Annotated in this window: 12 protein-coding genes, 2 tRNA genes and 1 rRNA gene; 6 read left to right on the top strand and 9 right to left on the bottom strand. The window is 64.7% G+C overall.

From position 1 onward, the window contains the following. Nucleotides 1-89, top strand: a 16S ribosomal RNA gene (locus DES52_RS20935); the annotation flags it as partial. Nucleotides 90-223: 134 nt separating this feature from the next. On the opposite strand, the gene ilvA is transcribed toward DES52_RS20935, so the two are convergent. Beyond that, nucleotides 224-1762 (bottom strand): threonine ammonia-lyase, biosynthetic, encoded by a 1539-nt coding sequence (ilvA, locus tag DES52_RS20930; protein WP_110888777.1) that lies wholly within the window; start codon nt 1760-1762, stop codon nt 224-226. Nucleotides 1763-2187: 425 nt separating this feature from the next. Further along, nucleotides 2188-3390 carry a trans-sulfuration enzyme family protein gene (locus DES52_RS20925; RefSeq protein WP_110888776.1) on the bottom strand — a complete coding sequence of 401 codons (1203 nt, stop codon included), beginning with the start codon at nt 3388-3390 and terminating at the stop codon, nt 2188-2190. A 102-nt stretch (nt 3391-3492) separates the two neighbouring features. Between DES52_RS20925 and DES52_RS20920 the strand changes: the two genes are divergently transcribed. Continuing rightward, nucleotides 3493-5301, top strand: coding sequence for an ABC transporter ATP-binding protein (locus tag DES52_RS20920; protein ID WP_245901210.1), 1809 nt, complete (start codon nt 3493-3495; stop codon nt 5299-5301). A 226-nt stretch (nt 5302-5527) separates the two neighbouring features. Here the strand turns inward: DES52_RS20920 and DES52_RS20915 are convergent, their stop codons facing one another. Next, nucleotides 5528-7864 carry a DHA2 family efflux MFS transporter permease subunit gene (locus tag DES52_RS20915; protein WP_110888775.1) on the bottom strand — a complete coding sequence of 779 codons (2337 nt, stop codon included), beginning with the start codon at nt 7862-7864 and terminating at the stop codon, nt 5528-5530. Next, complete coding sequence (locus tag DES52_RS20910) at nt 7861-8325, bottom strand: MarR family winged helix-turn-helix transcriptional regulator (protein WP_110888774.1); 465 nt, start codon at nt 8323-8325, stop codon at nt 7861-7863. The genes DES52_RS20915 and DES52_RS20910 overlap by 4 nt, the downstream gene beginning before the upstream one ends. Nucleotides 8326-8421: 96 nt before the next feature. Between DES52_RS20910 and gnd the strand changes: the two genes are divergently transcribed. The 4 genes from gnd to tig all read left to right on the top strand — a co-directional run bounded on the left by gnd (nt 8422) and on the right by tig (nt 11794). Further along, nucleotides 8422-9903 carry a decarboxylating NADP(+)-dependent phosphogluconate dehydrogenase gene (gene gnd / locus DES52_RS20905; RefSeq protein WP_110888773.1) on the top strand — a complete coding sequence of 494 codons (1482 nt, stop codon included), beginning with the start codon at nt 8422-8424 and terminating at the stop codon, nt 9901-9903. 81 nt (nt 9904-9984) lie between these two features. Further along, nucleotides 9985-10061: transfer RNA gene (locus DES52_RS20900), tRNA-His, on the top strand. 50 nt (nt 10062-10111) lie between these two features. After that, nucleotides 10112-10196, top strand: a tRNA-Leu gene (locus DES52_RS20895). Nucleotides 10197-10276: 80 nt separating this feature from the next. After that, nucleotides 10277-11794: a trigger factor gene (gene tig, locus DES52_RS20890; protein ID WP_110888772.1), complete on the top strand. Its 1518-nt coding sequence runs from the start codon at nt 10277-10279 to the stop codon at nt 11792-11794. A 62-nt stretch (nt 11795-11856) separates the two neighbouring features. On the opposite strand, the gene murA is transcribed toward tig, so the two are convergent. From murA to DES52_RS20865, 5 genes are all read right to left on the bottom strand, one after another. Further along, nucleotides 11857-13143 carry a UDP-N-acetylglucosamine 1-carboxyvinyltransferase gene (gene murA, locus DES52_RS20885; protein WP_110888771.1) on the bottom strand — a complete coding sequence of 429 codons (1287 nt, stop codon included), beginning with the start codon at nt 13141-13143 and terminating at the stop codon, nt 11857-11859. A gap of 233 nt (nt 13144-13376) precedes the next feature. After that, complete coding sequence (locus DES52_RS20880) at nt 13377-13613, bottom strand: ferredoxin (protein WP_110888770.1); 237 nt, start codon at nt 13611-13613, stop codon at nt 13377-13379. 53 nt (nt 13614-13666) lie between these two features. After that, nucleotides 13667-17650, bottom strand: coding sequence for a DNA polymerase III subunit alpha (gene dnaE / locus DES52_RS20875; RefSeq protein WP_110888782.1), 3984 nt, complete (start codon nt 17648-17650; stop codon nt 13667-13669). Nucleotides 17651-17886: 236 nt separating this feature from the next. Next, entirely contained in the window at nt 17887-18687 is an 801-nt protein-coding gene (locus tag DES52_RS20870; protein WP_110888769.1) for a histidinol-phosphatase, read from the bottom strand. A gap of 39 nt (nt 18688-18726) precedes the next feature. Further along, nucleotides 18727-19020, bottom strand: a complete 294-nt coding sequence (locus tag DES52_RS20865; RefSeq protein ID WP_110888768.1) for a hypothetical protein — start codon at nt 19018-19020, stop codon at nt 18727-18729. Between the last annotated feature and the right edge of the window lie 73 nt (nt 19021-19093).

Raw genomic sequence — 19093 nt, 5'->3', positions numbered from 1 at the left:
AAAGGCAGGCGTCTAGGCTGTGAGCGATGACTGGGGTGAAGTCGTAACAAGGTAACTGTACCGGAAGGTGCGGTTGGATCACCTCCTTTCTAAAGCGCTTCCTCACCCACCTTGCAACACACATCCACTGTCCCCCGGCCAACGCTGGGGGACATGCTTTTGTATCCGCGCAACAAGAAGGAGGCACTGGACTTCTTTGCCCAGTGCCTCCTTCTTGTTGCTATCACTGCAAGAACAACTTGTACGCGGGATTGCTCGTCTCGTCGTGAGACGGATAGCCCAGGGTGTCGAGAAACGTTTGGAATTTGGCGAGGTCGCTCGGCGATACCTGAATTCCGGCGAGAACTCGGCCGTACGCGCTTCCGTGATTACGGTAGTGGAACAAGCTGATGTTCCAGTCTTCCTGCATGCACTCCAGAAAGCGTAACAGGGCACCGGGACGCTCCGGAAAGGTGAAGCTCAAGAGACGCTCGTCGTGCGCTTCCGGCGCACGGCCGCCCACCATGTGCCTCAAGTGAACTTTCGCCAGCTCGTCCTCGGTGAGGTCGCACACCGAGTAGCCGTGCTCGACGAGGTGCTGAACGAGCTCCTCGCGCTCTCCCGGACGGCTCAGCTGCACACCTACAAACACCGTCGCGTTCGCACGCGGGGCGTAACGATAGTTGAACTCCGTGATGCTGCGCGCGCCGATCGTACGGCAAAACGCCTTGAAGCTTCCGGGACGCTCGGGAACCGTGACGGCCAAGACGGCTTCCCGCCGCTCGCCGACTTCCGCGCGCTCCGCTACATGACGAAGACGATCGAAGTTCACGTTCGCTCCCGTCAAGATGGCCACGAGGGTGTCGCCCTGCAGACCGTGCTCGCGCGCGTACTTCTTGAGGCCTGCCACCGCGAGCGCACCGGCCGGTTCCATCACGGCGCGCGTATCGTCGAAGACATCTTTGATGGCGGCGCAGACTTCGTCCGTCGAGACCCGCACGATTTCCTTCACGTGCTGCCTGGCGAGGTCGAAGGTGTGCCGCCCCACCTGCTTCACGGCCACACCATCCACGAAGATTCCAACTTGGGAAAGCTGAACCCGCTCGCCGAGCAGCAAGCTTTGATACATGGCGTCCGAATCGTCGGGTTCGACACCGATCACCTCGATCGCCGGATCCAGTGCTTTCAAGAAGACCGCGATGCCTGCCAGCAAACCCCCGCCCCCGACGGGAACGAACACTTTCAACGGGCGTCCCGAAACTTGGCGTAGAAGCTCCAAGCCGACCGTGCCCTGCCCGGCGATCACGAGCGGATCGTCGTAGGGATGAATGAACGTCAATTCACGCTCGGCTGCGAGTTGGAAGGCGTGTCCCTCGGCGTCGCTGTAGCTGTCGCCGAACAAGACGACCTCCGCGCCACGGGCTCGCACGGCGTTCACTTTGATGTCGGGCGTCGTGGCGGGCATCACGACGACGGCTTGCACGCCGAGTTTTTGTGCGGCGAAAGCGACGCCCTGAGCGTGGTTCCCGGCGGACGCGCAAATCACCCCGCCTGCTCTTTCCTCCTCGGACAGGTGCGCCATCTTGTTGTAAGCGCCACGCAACTTGAACGAGAACACGGGCTGCGCGTCCTCACGCTTGAGCAGCACCGAGCAACCGAGGCGGCGCGAGAGGCTCGGCGCTTCCTGCACCGGCGTCTCGTTGGCCACCTCGTACACGCGGGACGTCAAGACGAGGCGCAGGGCGGTCGCCGTATCGAGGGTTGGTTCGAGGGTCGAGGTCATGTTGGTTCGGCGTCACTTTCTCGCCTTGCCGAATTGTGCCGCGCTCGCTCGCCTTCGCCGCTGCGAGGTCTAGGTGTACGACGAACGGAAAAGCGCCCTTTCGGGCGCTGATAGAGACAAGACGGCGCGGAATGGATCGCGGGCCGACTCTATCCAATGGTCGTGCTCGGCGATGCTGGCGAGTCACTCGCTTGGCCTGGAGCGCTTCATCGCCGGGGCGCGTATTGGCTTTGGGGCCGAGCGAGTCTCGGAGCACGCTGCAAGGCCGCTGGCGCCGACTGAGCAGGAGTACGGAAGGTCGCGGGCCTTGGAAGGCCGATCCGGAGGAGCTTCGACCGAGCGGTCTCGCGGGCAGCCTCGACGAACGAAGCGCCCTTTCGAGTGCCGAAAAAGAAAAATTAGCGTGCGATGCGCGGCAATTCTATTCAGTCGGCAGCGAGGCTGACGACGCTTTCGAGGGCGCGTTCGATGTCGAGAACGAGATCCTCGGGATCCTCGATGCCGACTGAAAGACGTACGAGGCCCGGCGTGACGCCTTGGCGAGCGAGAATGTCGGGCCCGAGAAGCTGATGGGTCGTGCTCGCCGGGTGGCACGAGAGGCTCTCGACGTCTCCGAGGGACACGGCCTGCACGAAGAGCCGTAGGTTGTTCAAAAACGCCTTGGCGGCGTCGTAGCCGCCCCTCAAGTCGAAGCTCACCATGCCGCCGAAGCGCTTCATTTGACGAGCGGCGATCTCGTGGCCCACGTGCGACGAAAGCCCCGGGTAGTACACGCGGGCGATGGCCGGGTGGCCGTCGAACGTGCGCGCGACGATTTCGGCACCGTCGCAGTGGGCGTCCATGCGAAGCGGGAGGGTCTTGACGCCGCGCAAGAACAGGTACGCTTCCTGTGGCCCGAGGCTCGCACCGACGTGCCGCAAGCCCGTGACGCGTAACTCCCGAATGGCGTCCGCTCGGCCCACGACCACGCCGCCGATCGCGTCGCCGTGCCCGCCGAGGTACTTCGTGGCGCTGTGCAGCACGACATCGAAGTCGTGTTGAAGGGGCCGCGTGAGGTACGGGGTGGCGAAGGTGTTGTCCGTGACGGCGAGGGCGTCGACAGAATGCGCGATACGCGCCGTGTTCCGCAAATCGGTGATGCGCAAGGTGGGGTTGGTGGGCGTCTCGACGTACACCATCTTCACGCGGCGAGTGACGCGCGCTTCGAGATCGGCGAGGTCCGACGCTTCCCAAGCGTGCACGCCGAACTTCTCCAGAACCTCGTGGAAGAAGCCTTCGGTGCCGCCGTACAGAGGCCCGAGGAAGGCGAGTTCATCGCCAGGCTTCAAGAAGGTGAGGGCGAGCGCGCTGATGGCCCCCATGCCGCTCGCGAACGCGACGGCGTCCTCGGCTCCCTCGAGGCTCGCCACTTTTTCCTCGAAGGCTCGCACCGTCGGATTGCCGAGGCGCGTGTAGAAGTAGCCGCTTTCCTGCCCTCCGAAGAGGCGTTCGCCGCGATCGGCGTCGAAGTAACCGAAAGTCGACGTCTGGTAGATCGGCGTGGCATGCGCTCCCGTGCGCGGCTCGACACCGCCGCCCGCGTGGACGGCGCGCGTCCGGAAGCCGGACGTTCGGTTGTTGTCGCTCATGCCTCAGTGTAGGCACGAACGATCGTTAGGAAACAAGACCTTCTTCACGCCCTGCCCGATCGGGCGGCGTGCCGCCGAGAACGCGGCGGTACACTGCTCCTCGTGCGTTCCCCTCCTGCTCCCGTTCCCACGCCCGTGCCCGGCATGCGGACGCGCGATTTCCTCGAGACGCTGCGCCTCGCGTGGAGTGCCAGCCCACGGCACGCCTCGCAGTTTGTCGCCGCGAACCTCTCGTCGTCGTTTTTGCCCGCCGCGAACTTGTACGTCTCCAAGCTTCTGCTCGACGGCGTGGCCGCCGCGACGCAAGGGCGCGAGACGTACGAACAACTGCTCGGCTTGCTCGCCGTGCAAGTCGGGCTCGTGATCGCCGGGAGTCTCCTGAACACGATTTCCAGCGCGGCGCAGCAACTGCTGGGAGACAGCTTGCAGCACAGCATCAGTCGGCACATTCTGCAAAAAGCGTCGGGCTTGCCCGTCGACGCCTTCGAGAACGCCGAGACGTACGACTCGTTGCAGCAGGCGTACCGCGAGGTCGGGACGCGACCTTTGGGCGTGGCGACGCAGCTCGTGTCGCTCGCCGGCGCCGTCGTGACGTTGGCGTCCGTCGGAGCGTTGATGGCACGACTCGGCTGGGCGGTCTTGCCGCTCGTGCTGCTCGCGAGCCTTCCGGGCGTGTGGGTGAGCAACAAGTACGGCATCGAGAACTACCGCATGCTGCGCCGCCAAACGCACGATTCGCGCGTGCAGAACTACCTCGGCAGCATCCTGACGTCCGACCAGCTCGTGAAGGAAGTGCGCTTGTTCGGCTTCGAGCCGTACCTGCTCACGAGGTGGAGAGAGTACTACGTCGGTTTTCGTCGGCAACTCGAAGGCTTGATTCGGGCGCGTAGCGGTTGGAGCCTTCTGGCGGCCCTCGTGTCCGCCCTGCTCGTCGGGGCGGCGTCCGCGCTCATCTTGCGGCGCGCGGCGGCGGGCGAGATCACCGTCGGCGACTTCAGCGTGTTCGTCCTCGGCGTGGCGACCGTGCAAGCGCAAGTCACGAGCCTTCTGACGGGCGTGACGGGCGTTTACCAGAACTTGCTCTACATGCGCAATCTCTACGAGTTCCTGGAGCTTCCCGCCCGAGACCTCGACGCGGGCGACGAGTGGCGCGGATCGATCGAGTCCATCGAGTTTCGCGACGTGAGCTTCGCGTATCCGTTCACGAAGCGCGACGTGCTGCGCGGCGTGACCTTCACGGTGCGAAGAGGTGAGAGCCTCGCGCTCGTCGGAGAGAACGGGGCGGGCAAGACGACGATCGTGAAGCTTCTGACGCGTCTGTTCGAGCCGACGGGCGGCACGATCCTTCTCAACGGCCAAGACGCCTCGAAGTTCAGCCCACGCTCGGTGCAACGCGAAATGAGCATCATCTTCCAAGATTTCGGCCAATACCAGATGAGCGTGCGCGAAAACGTCGGTGTGGCGGACACGACCCGCTTGCAAGACCACTTCGGCGTGGAGCGCGCCGTGGAACGCGCGGGCGCGGAGTTCGTCGAGGAACTGCCGGAGCGGGAGGAGACGATGCTCGGTCGCCTCTTCACGGGCGGGCGGCAGCTCAGCGGGGGACAGTGGCAACGACTCGCCCTCGCACGCCTGTACTTCCGGGACGCGTCGGTGCTGGTGTTCGACGAGCCGACGGCGGCCCTCGACGCCCGAGCCGAGTTCGAGACGATGGAAGCTTTGCGGCGTCAAGCGGGGGAGCGCATCACCATCTTGATTTCGCACCGATTTTCCACGGTGCGGCCCGCCAGTCGAATCATCGTGCTCGACGGCGGCGTCATTACCGAGCAGGGCGCGCACGACGACCTCGTGCGCCTCGGCGGAAAGTACGCGGCCCTCTACGAGTTGCAGGCGAAAGGTTACGCGAGCTGACGGCGAAGCCTCGTACGTAGCCGTACGTAGGAAGCCTCCACTGACAAATCAGGTTCGACCGCGAAACGGCCGTCATGCGGGCCTCGGGAGGTTGCCACCACTCGCCGAACGACGACGAAGCTCCCCGGTCGTATTTGCAAGGTGACCGCGCGCGTCCCGGTCGGCACCGGCGACCACGTGAAGACCGCCCCTCCCGGTTGGAAGGAGCGGTCGACGCGAAGAGCGCTTACTCGAGAGCGGGCGGGCCGCCTTGGCCGCGCTTGCGAAGCGGAAGTTGCGGCAGCAACAGCGTCACGAGGAAGCCCAGCACGACGATGAAGATGCCGACGCGGAAGACGCGCGTGACGCTGTCCGTGAACGCGGTCTTGACGCCCGCGCCGAGGTCTTCGAGGGCCCTGAAGACCTTCGGTTCGGCGGCCGTGATGCTGTCGCTCGCCTCGCGGACGATCGAAGCCTTCACCTGCTCGACGGTGGTCTCCTCGACCTTGTCGATTCCCGACAGCGCGTTTTGCACGGCGACCTGACGAGCGTTCCGAACCGCGCTTTCACGTGCCACGTCAAGGTTGCCTCGAATCTGCGACAGGACCGCTTGCCGACCTTGGGACGTCGAGATGGTTCGCGCGGGAAGGCCCGCCAGGTTTTGGCGCAGAGCCTCGGGCAGTTGCGGATTTTGGGCGAGGGCCGAGAGGCGCGCGGGATTGCCGCTCGTGACCGCTTCCTCGACCGACTTGAAGATTCGGTCGAAGCCCGCGTTCACGCTCGCCGCCACGCCGCCCGCTTCGAGGACGTCACGAAGTTGCTTCGGTGTCCGGTCGCTCGCCAGGAGCTTCTTCACGCTGGCCGGGTCGTTGTCGCGCAGGGCTTTGACGACCACCTCTTTTTGTTCTTGCAGCGACGCGTGCACGCTCGCCGCCACGCCGCCCTTTGTCAGCAAGTCGCGCAGTTTCTTGGGCGTCGAGTCGTTGGCGAGCAGCCGTTTGACGGCCGCCGGGTCCTCGTCTCGAACGGCGAGGGTGAGGTCTCGTTTTTGATCTTCGAGCTTGCGGCGAGCGTCGCTCTTGAGCTTTTCGAGGTCGAAGTTCGTGGAGGAAGCGCCTTCGCCGCCCGTCGTTCCGCCGCCGAACGTCAAGCCGCCGCGTGCGCCGCTCGGGAGTTCCGCTTCGACCTTCGCCTTCGTCGCGTCGAGACCCGCCGAGAGGGTGTTCGCGAAGACGGTTCCGAGAATCGCGACGCCCACGACTTGCCCGAGCGAGCGGAAGAAGGTGATGCTCGACGTCACGGCGCCCGTTTGCCGTGGGTCCATGGCGTTTTGCACGGCGAGGGTGTAGAGGGGAATGGACGGCCCGAGTCCGAGGCCGACGAGGATCATCTTGAAAGTCACGCTGGCTTGCGACGCGTCGGTAGTGAGGGTGAACGCCATGACGAGGAAGCCGACGATCAGCAGCAAGAGCGCGCCGATCATGATCGGCTTGTACTTCCCGAGGCGCGATACGAGCTGCCCGGAGATGACGTTGCTCGCGACGAGCGCGAGGGCGAGCGGCGTGATCGTGAGGCCGGAGTTCGTGGCGCTGAGCCCCACGACGTTCACCATGAACAGCGGCAGGAACACGATCGGTCCGAGGAAGGCCATGCCGAGGACGAATCCGGCGAGGCTGCCGATCGAGAAGACGCGATTCTTGAAGAACTTCAGCGGAATGATCGGGTCATGCGCTCGGCGCTCGGTGTACAAGAACGCGGCCGTGCCGACGAGGGCCGTGCCGAACATCGCCAGGATCTGCCAAGACGTCCAGAGGAAGCCCGTCTGTCCCTCGGCGACTTGGCTCTTGCCGAGCGTGAGGGCGAGCAGCAGTGGAATCACGGCGACGGCGAGCAGGAAAGCCCCGACGAAGTCGATGCGCGGACGCTCCTCGCTCCCCGTGTACAAGTGCCGCAAGGCGGGCATGCGCGTGATGATGAAGAACAAGGCGAGCGCGCCGACCGGAAGGTTGACGTAGAACACCCAGCGCCACGACAAGTGATCGGTCAGGAAACCGCCGATGAGCGGCCCGAGCACCGAGGACAAGCCGAACACGGCGCCGAACAAGCCCGAGTAGCGGCCGCGCTCGGCAGGTGAGAAGAGGTCGGAGATCACGGCGAAGGCCGTCGTGAACAAGGCGGCGCTTCCGAATCCTTGCAAGGCGCGGAAGGCGATGAGTTGACCTGCCCCGCCGCCGAAGAGGCTGCCGAAGAACGGCTCGCCCGCCGCGCCGCACAAGAACGAGCCCGCGAGAAAGGTGATCACGCCGAAGAGCAGCACGGCCTTGCGTCCGTAAAGGTCGCTGAGCTTGCCGTAGATGGGCACCATGACGGTGCTCGCCACGAGGTACGCCGTGGTGATCCACGTGTACAAGCTCGTGTCGATGTTCAAGACCTTTTGGATTTGCGGTCCGGCCGTCGCGACGATCGTCTGGTCGAGGGCGGCGAGCAGCAGGCCCAGCAGGGTTCCGACGAGGGTGAAGACCTTTTCTTGCCGGGAAAATTCCGGGGCGGGCGGAGCGTCGGAAAGCGTGGTCGGTGTGCTCATAAGGATTCCTCCTGCGAGGAGGGCTGGGCCATCAACTCGGCGAGCCGCGACAAGGTGTGCGTGAACGACTCGACTTGCTGCGGTGGAAAGTGCGCGAGGCTTTCGTCGAGCAAGGCGCTCATCGTGCTGCGCGCGGCGTGCAGTACGAGGTGGCCTTTCTCCGTGATTTCGAGCCGCACGCGGCGCGAGTCGTGACGGTCGAGGTGGCGCGTGACGAGGTCGCGCTTCACGAGATCGTCGAGCATGCGCGACACGCCGCTTGGCGTGACGGCGAGGCGATCGCAGACGAGGCGCGGGTAGTTCGCTCCGCCCGAGATGGCCTCCAGCGCCACGAAGTCCTTGAAATCCACGCCGTGTTCGCGCGCGAGCAACGGGGCAACGTGCCGCTTCATGGTTTGCGTGAGCTGCCACCACGCTTCGAGCAAGCCCGCGCTAACGGAGGGAGGAGGAGATCGTTCCATTCGGCAACAATTCACTTCTAAAATAATTACCTGCTGAAACCACCCGGGTTAGACAGCGTACGCGTCTTGGCACGCGGAGCGTGTTTCGATTCGTGTATGACCGACACGACTGCTTCCGTACCGACCGCCACCGCCGACATCGGCCTCGTCGGCCTCGCCGTGATGGGCGAGAACCTCGTGCTGAACCTCGAGAGCCGCGGCTTCACGGTCGCCGTGCACAACCGCACCGTCGCCAGGATCGACGATTTTCTCGCGGGACGCGCGCAAGGGCGGCGCATTCTCGGCGGCCGCTCCGCCGAGGAGTTCGTCGCTCTCTTGAAAAAGCCGCGCGCCATCATGATCATGGTGCGCGCCGGAAGCGCCGTGGACGACACCATCGAGTTGTTCACGCCGTACTTGGAGCCCGGCGACATCCTTATCGACGGCGGCAACAGCCACTACTTGGACACGGAGCGCCGCGCGAGTCGACTCGCCGATCGAGGGCTGCTGTTCGTCGGGACGGGCGTCTCGGGCGGCGAGGAAGGTGCGCTCAACGGCCCGAGCGTCATGCCGGGCGGCCACGAAGCCGCTTGGCCGCACGTCGGGCCGATGCTGCAGGCGATCGCGGCGCGCACGCCCGACGGAACGCCTTGCTGTGATTGGGTGGGGGCGGGCGGCGCGGGGCACTTCGTCAAGATGGTCCACAACGGCATCGAGTACGCCGACATGCAGATGATCGGCGAGGCATACCATCTCATGCGGGACGTTCTGGGCCTCTCGGCGCCCGAGATGAGCGACGTCTTCGCGCGCTGGAACACTGGCCGCCTTGGCTCTTACCTCATCGAGATCACCGCGAACATCCTCGCGAAGACCGACGACGTGACGGGCTTGCCGCTCGTCGACCTCATCCTCGACACGGCGGGCCAAAAGGGCACGGGCAAGTGGACGTCCGAAGCGGCCCTCACGCTCGGCGTGCCTGCCGCCACGATCGCCGAGGCCGTCTTCGCCCGCGCCATCAGCGCCCTCAAGGACGAGCGTGTCGCCGCGTCGCGCGTCCTAGAAGGGCCCGCGACGAGCTTCGAAGGCGACAAGGACGCGTTTCTCGCCGACCTCGAACTCGCGCTGTATGCCTCCAAGATCTGCTCGTACGCGCAAGGCTTCGCCTTAATGGGGGGAGCCGCCAGAGAGTACGGATGGCGCCTCGACTTCGGCCGCATCGCGCACCTGTGGCGTGAAGGCTGCATCATTCGCGCGGTGTTCCTCGACGACATCCACGAGGCGTACATGGAAGAGCCGCGACTGCCGAGCCTGCTGCTCGCTCCGTTCTTCCAGCGAGCGACGAGCGAGGCGAGCGCCGCTTGGCGCCGTGTCGTGTCGCGGGCGGTCTTGTCGGGCGTGCCCGTGCCCGCCTTTTCGTCGGCCCTGTCGTACTTCGACGCGTACCGCTCGGCGAAGCTGCCCGCCAACTTGCTGCAAGCGCAGCGCGACTACTTCGGAGCGCATCAGTACGAACGCACCGACGCGCCGCGCGGCCAATTCTTCCACACGGACTGGACAGGCGAAGGTGGCGTGACGGCGAGCAGCACGTACAACGTGTGACGACGTGGCGGGGGTGGGCCGTGACGGTTGACACTCCGCCCCCTACACCTTAGGATGTTAGGGCCTCTTTGAGGCTGCGTGGTGGGTTTAGCTCAGCTGGTTAGAGCGCCGCTCTGTGGAAGCGGAGGCCGTGGGTTCAAGTCCCATAACCCACCCCAACAATTTGTCCAGGTCGTGCGCATTCCCCTGGGGCCGGGTTCGCTCGTACGCGAGGATGGCGGAACTGGTAGACGCGCCAGACTTAGGATCTGGTATCGAAAGATGTGAGGGTTCAAGTCCCTTTCCTCGCACCAATCAGCGGCCCCTAACATCGGGGCCGTTGTCTTTTTGAATTTCCAGCACAAGAAGTTTCGCTCAACGCGACGGGAGTGTTATGGCAGAACTGCTCAAGAGAGAAGGCAACCAAGTCGAGTTTCGCGTGACGGTCGGCAAGTCCGATGTGCAAAGCGCGTTCAACCAAGTGTGGAGCGCCGTGTCGCGCGACGTACGCGTTCCGGGCTTCCGCCCGGGCAAGGCGCCTCGCAGCGTCTTGGAGAAGCGCGTCGGCCGAGGCTACGTCGAAGGCGAGGTGCGCGACCGCCTGCTCGACACCTTCTACCCCCAAGCGGTTCGCGAGCTGCAGCTCAACATCGTGGACGCCGAGATCACGCCCGAGACGCCGCAGGACGGAAACGACTTCTCGTTCACGGTGCGCGGCGAAACGTACCCCGCCGTCACATTGCCCAACTGGCGGACCTTCAGCCTTACGGCGAGCGCGCCTGACATCACCGATGACGTCCTCGAACGTACCTTGCGCGACTTGCAGGAGCGCAACGCGACCTTCGAAAGCGTCGAGCGGCCCGTCGAAGCGACCGACATGGTCACGATCGAGGAACGCGGCGAGGACGCCGACGGCGGCACGTACCCCATCTACCTCGACGTCGCCGAAGAGCACGTTCGTGACGCCCTGGTCGGCAAGAACATCGGCGACGAAGTCACGATCACGGTGCCCGCGCACAGCCACGGCGATCACGAGCACGCCGAGAGCTCCGTCTCCGTCAAGATCATCGACGTCAAGCACAAGCAACTGCAAGACTTGAACGAAGAGTTCGCCAAGAGCCTCAACTTCGAGTCGCTCGAGCGCCTGCGCAAGGATCTGCGCTCGGAACTCGAACGCCGCGCGAAGAACGAAGGCGAAAGCGCGCGCCGCGAGCAGTTCGTCAGCCAACTCGCCGACGACATGACGGTCGACGTGCCGAGCGCCATGATTCGCCGCCGTCAAGAAGCGATGCTCGACGAAATCAAGGACGACTTGTCGCGTCAAGGCGTGAAGTGGGACGAGTACGAGAAGTTCATGGACGAGCAAGGCAAGCTCGACGAGTTCGTGGCGGATTTGCGTAAGAACGCCGAGACGCGCGTCAAGCGTGACCTCGCGCTCGAGCAACTCGCCGAGGACCTCGGCGTGCGCGTTTCGCAAAGCGAGTTCGACGCGAGCCTGCGCGCCCTGGCGACCGCCAACCGCCTCAGCATCGAAGAGCTGCGCAAGCAACTCGGTGAAAACGGCCTCAACGGCTACCTCGCGACCCTCGTGCGCGACAAGGCCCTCGCGCGGGCCGTGGAACTCTTGACGGCCACCCAAGCCGACGCCGCGAACGCCGCCCAAGCGACCGAAGCGGCGCAAGCGAGCGCCGAGACGAGCTCGGAAGGCTCCGAGGCGAGCGCCGAGCAGGAAAACGCCGCCGCGATCGACGCGTCGGACGAGCCCGTGACGGAAGTCGGCTCGGGCGCCGTGGCTCAGACCGAGGCGAGCGACGAGCAGAGCGAGCTCACCCAACAGCCCATCGCCGAGTTCGCCTCCGACCAAGAGGGCGCCTCCGGCGAAGAGTCCTCGGGCGAGGCCAAGAGCGAGTAATTCGCAAACACGATTCCAAAGAAAAGGCTCCCCACGTTGGGGAGCCTTTGTCGTTTCCGACGTCAATCCATAGCGGCGGGCAGGGCGACGTTCGTGAAGTCCACGCGTGCGCCCAGGCGGCGCATCTTCGGCAAGAGGTCCTCGTAGCCGCGTTGCAAGTACGCCACGCCCTCGATGATGGTCTCGCCTTCGGCGGCGAGGCCCGCCACCACCAGCGCGGCGCCCGAGCGGATGTCGGCGGCCGTGACGTGCGCGCCGTGCAGCTTGCCGCCTTGCACGATCATCGTCTGTCCCGGCACCTCGATGTTCGCGCCCATGCGAATCAACTCGGCGACGTGCGTGGTGCGCGCGTAGATGCGGTCCGTCAGGACGCTCGTGCCCGGCACGGTCGCCAGAAGGGCGCCCATGATGGGCTGCAAGTCCGTGGGGAAGCCCGGGTACTCGGTGGCGGTGACGCTTACAGGCCTCAAAAGGCGTTGGCGAGCGTCCACCGTGAGCGTCGTCTCGTCGTGCTCGATGACGTCCGCACCGATTTCGCGAAGCTTGGCGCTCACGGCCCGCAGGTGCTTGGCGCGCACGCCGCTCAAGGTGACGTGGCCGCGTGTCGCCGTCGCCGCGATCATCCACGTGCCCGCGTCGAGTCGGTCCGGAATGACGCGGTACTCGCCGCCGCGCAACGCCGAGACGCCGCGCACGATGATCGTCGGGGTGCCCGCGCCGGTGATGTCCGCGCCGAGCGAGTTCAGGAAGTTCACCATGTCGACGACGTCGGTGTCGGCACTGGCGTTTTCCAACGTCACCTCGCCCTCGCCGAGCACGGCCGCGAGAATCGCGTTTTGCGTGCCGCCCACGGTCGGCATCTCGAAGAGGTAGCTGCCCGTGAGCGTCTTGGGCCGCGACGCGAGGAAGACGCCGCCTTCCTCGCGAACGTCCGCGCCGATTGCCCGCAAGGACTTCAAGTGCTGATCCACGGGGCGAAGGCTGAAGGTGCAACCGCCTGGCAATCCCACCTTGGCTTCGCGTGACCGGGACAGCAGCGCGCCGAGCAGCGTGATGGACGCGCGCAGTTTCGCGACGAGCTCGTGCGGCGTCTCGATCGACGTCAACGTCGGGGTGTGCATCGTCAAGCTGTGCGGCCCGGTCCACGCGAACCGCGTGCCGAGGCCGCTCATGATGCGCAGCAAGGTGTAGACGTCGCTGAGCTGCGGCACTCCGTGCAGCGTCACGGGTTCGGGCGTGAGAAGGCTCGCGACGATGATCGGAAGGGCCGCATTTTTGCTCGGCTGCACCGACCACTCGCCTTGCAAGGGTGTGCCGCCGTAAATCGTGACAGACGTATGTTGACTCATCAATGACTCCTCGTGATTCCGTTCGCCCGCAGACGTACCGGATGTGTTTTGAGTATCTTACACATCATACTCAACGCACCTCGAAATGCCAGGCCTCTCGGCGGCCCGATGATCCTCATCGAACCGGATTTCGCCCGTAGGTGTGTGAGGAGTGCTAGCAACACAACCTTCACACACCCGCCCGACAGCGCGAGTGCCGAGGCGACGCGCGTCACCTCGGCACGGAAACCGACTCAGAGGCCGAAGAACTCTTTGTTCTTGGCGATGAAGGGCGTCTCGTTGGACGGAACGTCCTCTTCGGGGAAGATCGCCGAGACGGGGCAGGCGGGCACGCACGCGCCGCAATCGATGCACTCGTCGGGATGGATGAGGTACTGATCTCCGCCGTCGTAGATGCACTCCACGGGGCACACTTCGGTGCAAGCTTGATCTTTGACTCCAATGCACGGGTTCGTAATGACATGCGGCATGGTGTTCAGACTACACGAACTCCGGTTCGGCAGCCAACGCCTGTCCAGAGCGCTCACGCCTGCAGCGGCTTGCCACCTCCACGCTGTCCCCACTGCGGCTTTTGCGGCGCGAAGCGTGCCAGAATCGTGCCGTTGTCGTACGCGAGGTACGCCGACGCCCACGCCCGGAACATGTCGTTCACGACCCTCAAGGCCCCCGCCCCTCCGAGGCCCTTGTCGAGCTGATACGTCACGTACTGCTCGCCCGCCAGGAAGCGGAAGTACGTCGGCAGGCTGCCCGCGTGTTCGTCCACCACGCTTTGGAACTCCGCGAGGTCCTCGGGCGTCGCGGAATCCAAGTCGATGTCGACGTACATCACCTTGGGAATGTCCGCCAACTGCTCGATCAGCACGACTTCCTCGGCGATCGCCCGCAAGCCGCCGTCCTCGCTTTCGAGCTCCACGATCACGAGCGCGGGCGTGTCCGCCACGAGCTTCTCGTGAATGCGTTCGTACGCACGGCTGAACGCCACGAGCTCGATCGTCGCCGACTCGTCGGCGAGGTTGAAGCGCGCCATCATTCCCCCCGACTTCGTGGGCTTCTTCACCACCGCCTCGATCATGCCCGCCAACACCGCCCGCACGCGTCCCTTCGCGTTTTGCGCGAAGAACCACGACTCGAGGTCAGCGATGCGCGTCGTGGCCGCCTCGCGAAGCCCCTCGTGCTGCTCGAGCGGGTGTCCCGAGATGTACAGTCCCAACGACTCCTTCTCGAGCGAAAGCCGCTCCAACTCGCTGAGCGGCGCCACGCCCGAGCGCAACTTCGGCTCGGGCGCCACGGTCGCCGCTCCGAACAGCGAGTCCATGCCCGAGTTGAACATCTGCGCCGCGCCTTGCGCCCACGCCACCGCGTCCTCGAGGCTGGCCAGCAACTGGGCGCGCTCGCCGAACGAGTCGAAGGCGCCGCTCTTGACGAGCGCTTCGAGACCCTTGCGGTTGCACGTCTTCGAATCGACGCGCTTGCAAAAGTCCGCCAGAGACTTGAACGCTCCGCCGCGCGTCCGCTCGTCGAGAATTCGCAAGACGGCGTTCTCGCCGAGCCCCTTGATGGCGTACAAGCCGAAGTAGATCTCCTCGCCTTGCACGCGGAAGTCCGCGCCCGACTGATTGATGTCGGGCGGCAACACCGTCACGCCCATCTTCCGCGCGTCGCTCACGTACTCGGACACCTTGTCCGAATCACGGCGCTCCACGGTCAGCAAGGCGGCCATGAACTCGACGGGATGATTCGCCTTCAGCCAAGCCGTTTGGTAGGTGATCACGCCGTACGCGGCGCTGTGCGACTTGTTGAAGCCGTAGTTGGCGAACGCTTCGAGCAAATCGAAAAGTCGGCTCGCTTCGTCTTTCGGCACGCCGTTGTCGACCGAGCCCTTGGTGAACAGCTCGCGTTGACGCTGCATCTCCGCCGCGTCCTTCTTGCCCATCGCGCGGCGCAGCAAGTCCGCGCCGCCCAAGCTGTAACCCGCCACCTCGGACGCGATCTGCATGATCTGCTCTTGATAGACGGGAATGCCGTACGTCTCGGCGAGAATCTTTTCGAGCCATGTCGCGGCGTTCGGAAAGCCGTCCTTGACGTAGTCGACTTCCTCGACACCGTGGTGACGACGCACGTACGTCGGAATGTTCTCCATCGGTCCCGGGCGGTAGAGGGCCGAAAGGGCGATGATGTCGGCGAGTCGACGCGGCTTGAGGCGCCTCGACGCGTCCGCGATGCCCGCGCCTTCGAGCTGGAAGACGCCTTTCGTGTCGCCGCGCGACAAGAGCTCGTACGTGCGCTCGTCGTCGAGAGGAATCTCGTCGAAGTTCACGTCCAAGCCCTTGGACTCCTTGAGGATGCGGTGCGCTTCTTCCAAAAACGACAAGGTGCGCAGGCCCAGGAAGTCCATCTTGATGAGGCCGATGTCCTCGACGGCCTTCATGTCGAATTGACAGACGATGCCTTCGCCCGACGTGTCGCGCATGAGGGGCACGAGGTCCGTGAGCTGCGTTCGCCCGATCACGACGCCCGCCGCGTGCACGGACGCGTGGCGCGTGAGGCCTTCGAGCTTCTGCGCGAAGTCGTACGCCTCGGCGAGCTCCTTGTCGGCTTCCAGCATCTGCTGGATGTCCGGAACGCTTTCGCGCGCCTGCTCGAGACTGTAACTCTTGCCGAACTTGATCGGAATGAGCTTGCTGACCTTGTCCACCTTGGCGTACTCGACGCCCATCACGCGCGCCACGTCCTTGAGGCACGCCTTGGACGCCATCGTCCCGAAGGTCGCGATCTGCGCGACCTTGTCGTCGCCGTACTTGCGCCGCACGTACTGAATGACTTCTTCGCGCCGCGCGTCGCTGAAGTCGATGTCGAAGTCGGGCATCGAAATACGGTCGGGATTGAGGAAGCGCTCGAAGAGCAGCTCGTACTCCAACGGGTCGAGGTTGGTGATGCGAATCGCGTAGGCGACGAGCGATCCCGCGCCCGATCCGCGGCCCGGGCCTACGGAAATTCCTTGATCCTTTGCCCAGTTGATGTAATCGGCGACGATTAGGAAGTAGTCGGGAAAGCCCATGTTGTTGATGACGCTCAGCTCGTACTCGGCGCGGCGCATGAGGACGACGGCGTGCTTGTACGCCTCTTCATCCATGCCAGGCAAGACGAACGCCTCGTCTTGCTCGATTCGCTCCAAGGCGGGGTACTTCGTGTACTTCTCGCCGCACGCCTTGCCAAGCGCTTCCCAGATGCTGCCCATGAAGGCGAGCGCCGTGTACAGGGTCTCGAGATCGGCGGTGTCGGAGTCGAACGTCGCCAGACGCCCGTGAAGGTGGGCCGCCATGCCGAGAAAGTCGATCGCGTCGAACTTCTCGCGGGTGAACTTGTCGCCGTCGATCTTCGGAGTGAAGATCGCTTCGCAGTACGCCCTCAAAGTCTGTGTGTCGCGGACGGCTTCCCAGGACTTGGCCGTGTAGAAGCGCACGAAGCTTTCCGTGAGGTGCGCGGGGTAGCGCTTCACGGCGCCTCGGTACGTTTGCACGCGCAGCTCCTCGGCCATCGTGCGGCCCTCGGGAATGGGCAAGGCGGGCATCTGGTACACGCGCTTCTTGCCGACGGGCAAGTCGACGTTGCACATGGCGGCGATGCGGGCGGTGTTGTCGAACGGTTCCTCGCCCCAGTCGCTCACGGGCAAGGCGGATTGCATCTCGTCGAGGCTCTTGACGTAGAACTCGTCGCAGGGGAACTTGAAGCGGTTCTCGTCGGCGAGGGTCGCTTTCGTCTGGATGGCGAGCAACGTCTCGTGGGCGGTCGCGTCGGTCTTCTTGACGTAGTGCCCGTCGTTCGTGGCGACCAAGCCGATGCCGAGCTCCTGCGCCCACGCCCTCAGAATCGGGTTGTTCTTCTTCTGCTCGGGCAGGCCGTGGTCTTGGATCTCGATGAAGTAGTTCTCGCCGAAGAGGTCGCGGTACCACAGCAGGCGCTGCTTGGCTTCGTCCTCGCGGCCTTGCATCAAGAGCTGCTGGACTTCCGAGCCGAGGCAACCGCTGAAAGCGACGACTCCTTTCGAATGCTCGGTGAGCAGTTCGTGGTCGATGCGCGGCTTGTAGTAGTAGCCTTCCGTGTAGCCGCGCGAGGAGAGGCGGCAAAGGTTTTGGTAACCGTCGAAGTCGCGCGCGAGGAGCGTGAGGTGGAAGATGCCCTTCTCGCTCTTGTCTCCCGCCTTGCGGTCGCGGCGCGTTCCGAAGCCCGGCACGACGTACGCCTCGTAGCCGAGGATGGGTTTGACGCCCATGGACACCGCGTAGTTGTAGAAGTGCACGGCGCCGTGCATGTTGCCGTGGTCGGTGATGGCGCACGCGGGATCGTCGGGCGTGACTTCCTTGACCCACTTCAAAAGGTCCTTGAGCTTCGCCGCGCCGTCGAGGAGGCTGTACTGCGTGTGCTGATGAAGGTGCGCGAACTTCTTCGGAGCGCAGCAACTGCCGTCCGGGAGGTGCACGAGATGATCGGGGGCGGGCGAAGACATGCCGATCATTCTACGGCGGCAGCAGAACGCGCGACGTGTCGAGTTCCCTTGACTGTTCGGCGTGGCGGGAGATCACTTCACGCCGAACAGTCGATCGTCCGTTTCTCGCCACGAAGGCCGAGAGACAGGAAACGCTCGCGGGCAGAATCGCGCCGCCACTTCCAGGGAGGACGCCTCGCGAACGCCTCGAAGGATGGGATCGCACCGTGCGGCCTTAGGCGGGTGGCCGCTCGGCTTTACAAGGGCCGAGTTGCGCGCTCGCCGCGCGAGAAGGACGCGAGCTCACCGTAGCCCGCTTCGCGCAGCAAGGCGGCGGCCCGTGGAAAGTCCGCCGCGACGTCCTCGGGGCGGTGCGCGTCGCTGCCGAGCACGACGGGAATACCGCGCTTCGCCGCGAGCTTCAGGATGGCCAGGCTTGGAAAGCACTCGTTCGCGCTTTTGCGCCACCCGCTGGTGTTGAGCTCCATGGCGACGCCGAGGTCGGCGACGGCGTCGAGCGTCTCGTGCAGCCTCGGGGTGTCGACGCGATCGGGCAGGTGCCCTTTGGTCTTAAGCACGTCGAGGTGCCCGAGAATGGAAAAGAGGCCCGTCTCGGCCGCTTCACGCGTCAAGACGAGGGCGCGGTCCCACAAGTCCTCGCGCGTCACGCCGTCGGGACGCTGTTCTTGAAAGAGGTGCCAGCCGTCGATGAAGTGAACGCTGCCGATCACGTAGTCGAAGTCGCCGCCCGCGAGCAACGCGCGGTAGTCGTCCACGGACCCGGGCACGTAGTCGGCCTCGACCCCGACGTTCACGACGACCCGCTCGGCGTACTCGCTCTTCAGGTCGTGCATTTCACGTACGTACGCGCCGAACTCCGACTTGGCCATGGCCGTGCCGGGCTGCGGATGGTCGCCCGGCAAGAAGAGCATCGGCGCGTGGTCGCTGAGGCCGATCGCGTGAAGATTCTGTTCGAGCGCGGCCTCCACGACGTCTCTCAAAGAGCCGCTCGCGTGACCGCAACGACGGTGATGGGTGTGGTAGTCCTCGAAGTTCACTCGCTCAGCTTATGCCGCCGCGGCTTCTCGCGTTCAACCCTACGAGCTCGGCTGCATGTACACGAGTTCGCACGCGCCGCTTCCCGAGTCCGTTCGCGTGAGCGAGGAGCGCCACGTCCACCCGTCGAACCGCGCAAGGTTCACGAGCAGGCCCGTGAGGTGAACGAGGTGGCCGGGTTTCAAGCGGCCGAGTTGCCGCGCGACCGTGTCGCGCGCCGGAATCAGGTGCATGTTCGCGGCGCACGCCGTGAGCTCGTCGGGCGTGAGCGGAGGCTCGCCCGACCACTCGACTCGGAAGAATGGCACGAGTTGCGAGACGTCGAAGCGCCGCACGACGCCGCAGTCGAACAGGCGACTCCACCCGAAGGCGACGTCGATGGGAGCGTACCTCGCGCCTTCGTCGGCG

The sequence above is a fragment of the Deinococcus yavapaiensis KR-236 genome (assembly GCF_003217515.1).
Taxonomy (GTDB): Bacteria; Deinococcota; Deinococci; order Deinococcales; family Deinococcaceae; genus Deinococcus_A; species Deinococcus_A yavapaiensis.
This window is presented reverse-complemented; position numbering and strand designations above follow the sequence as displayed.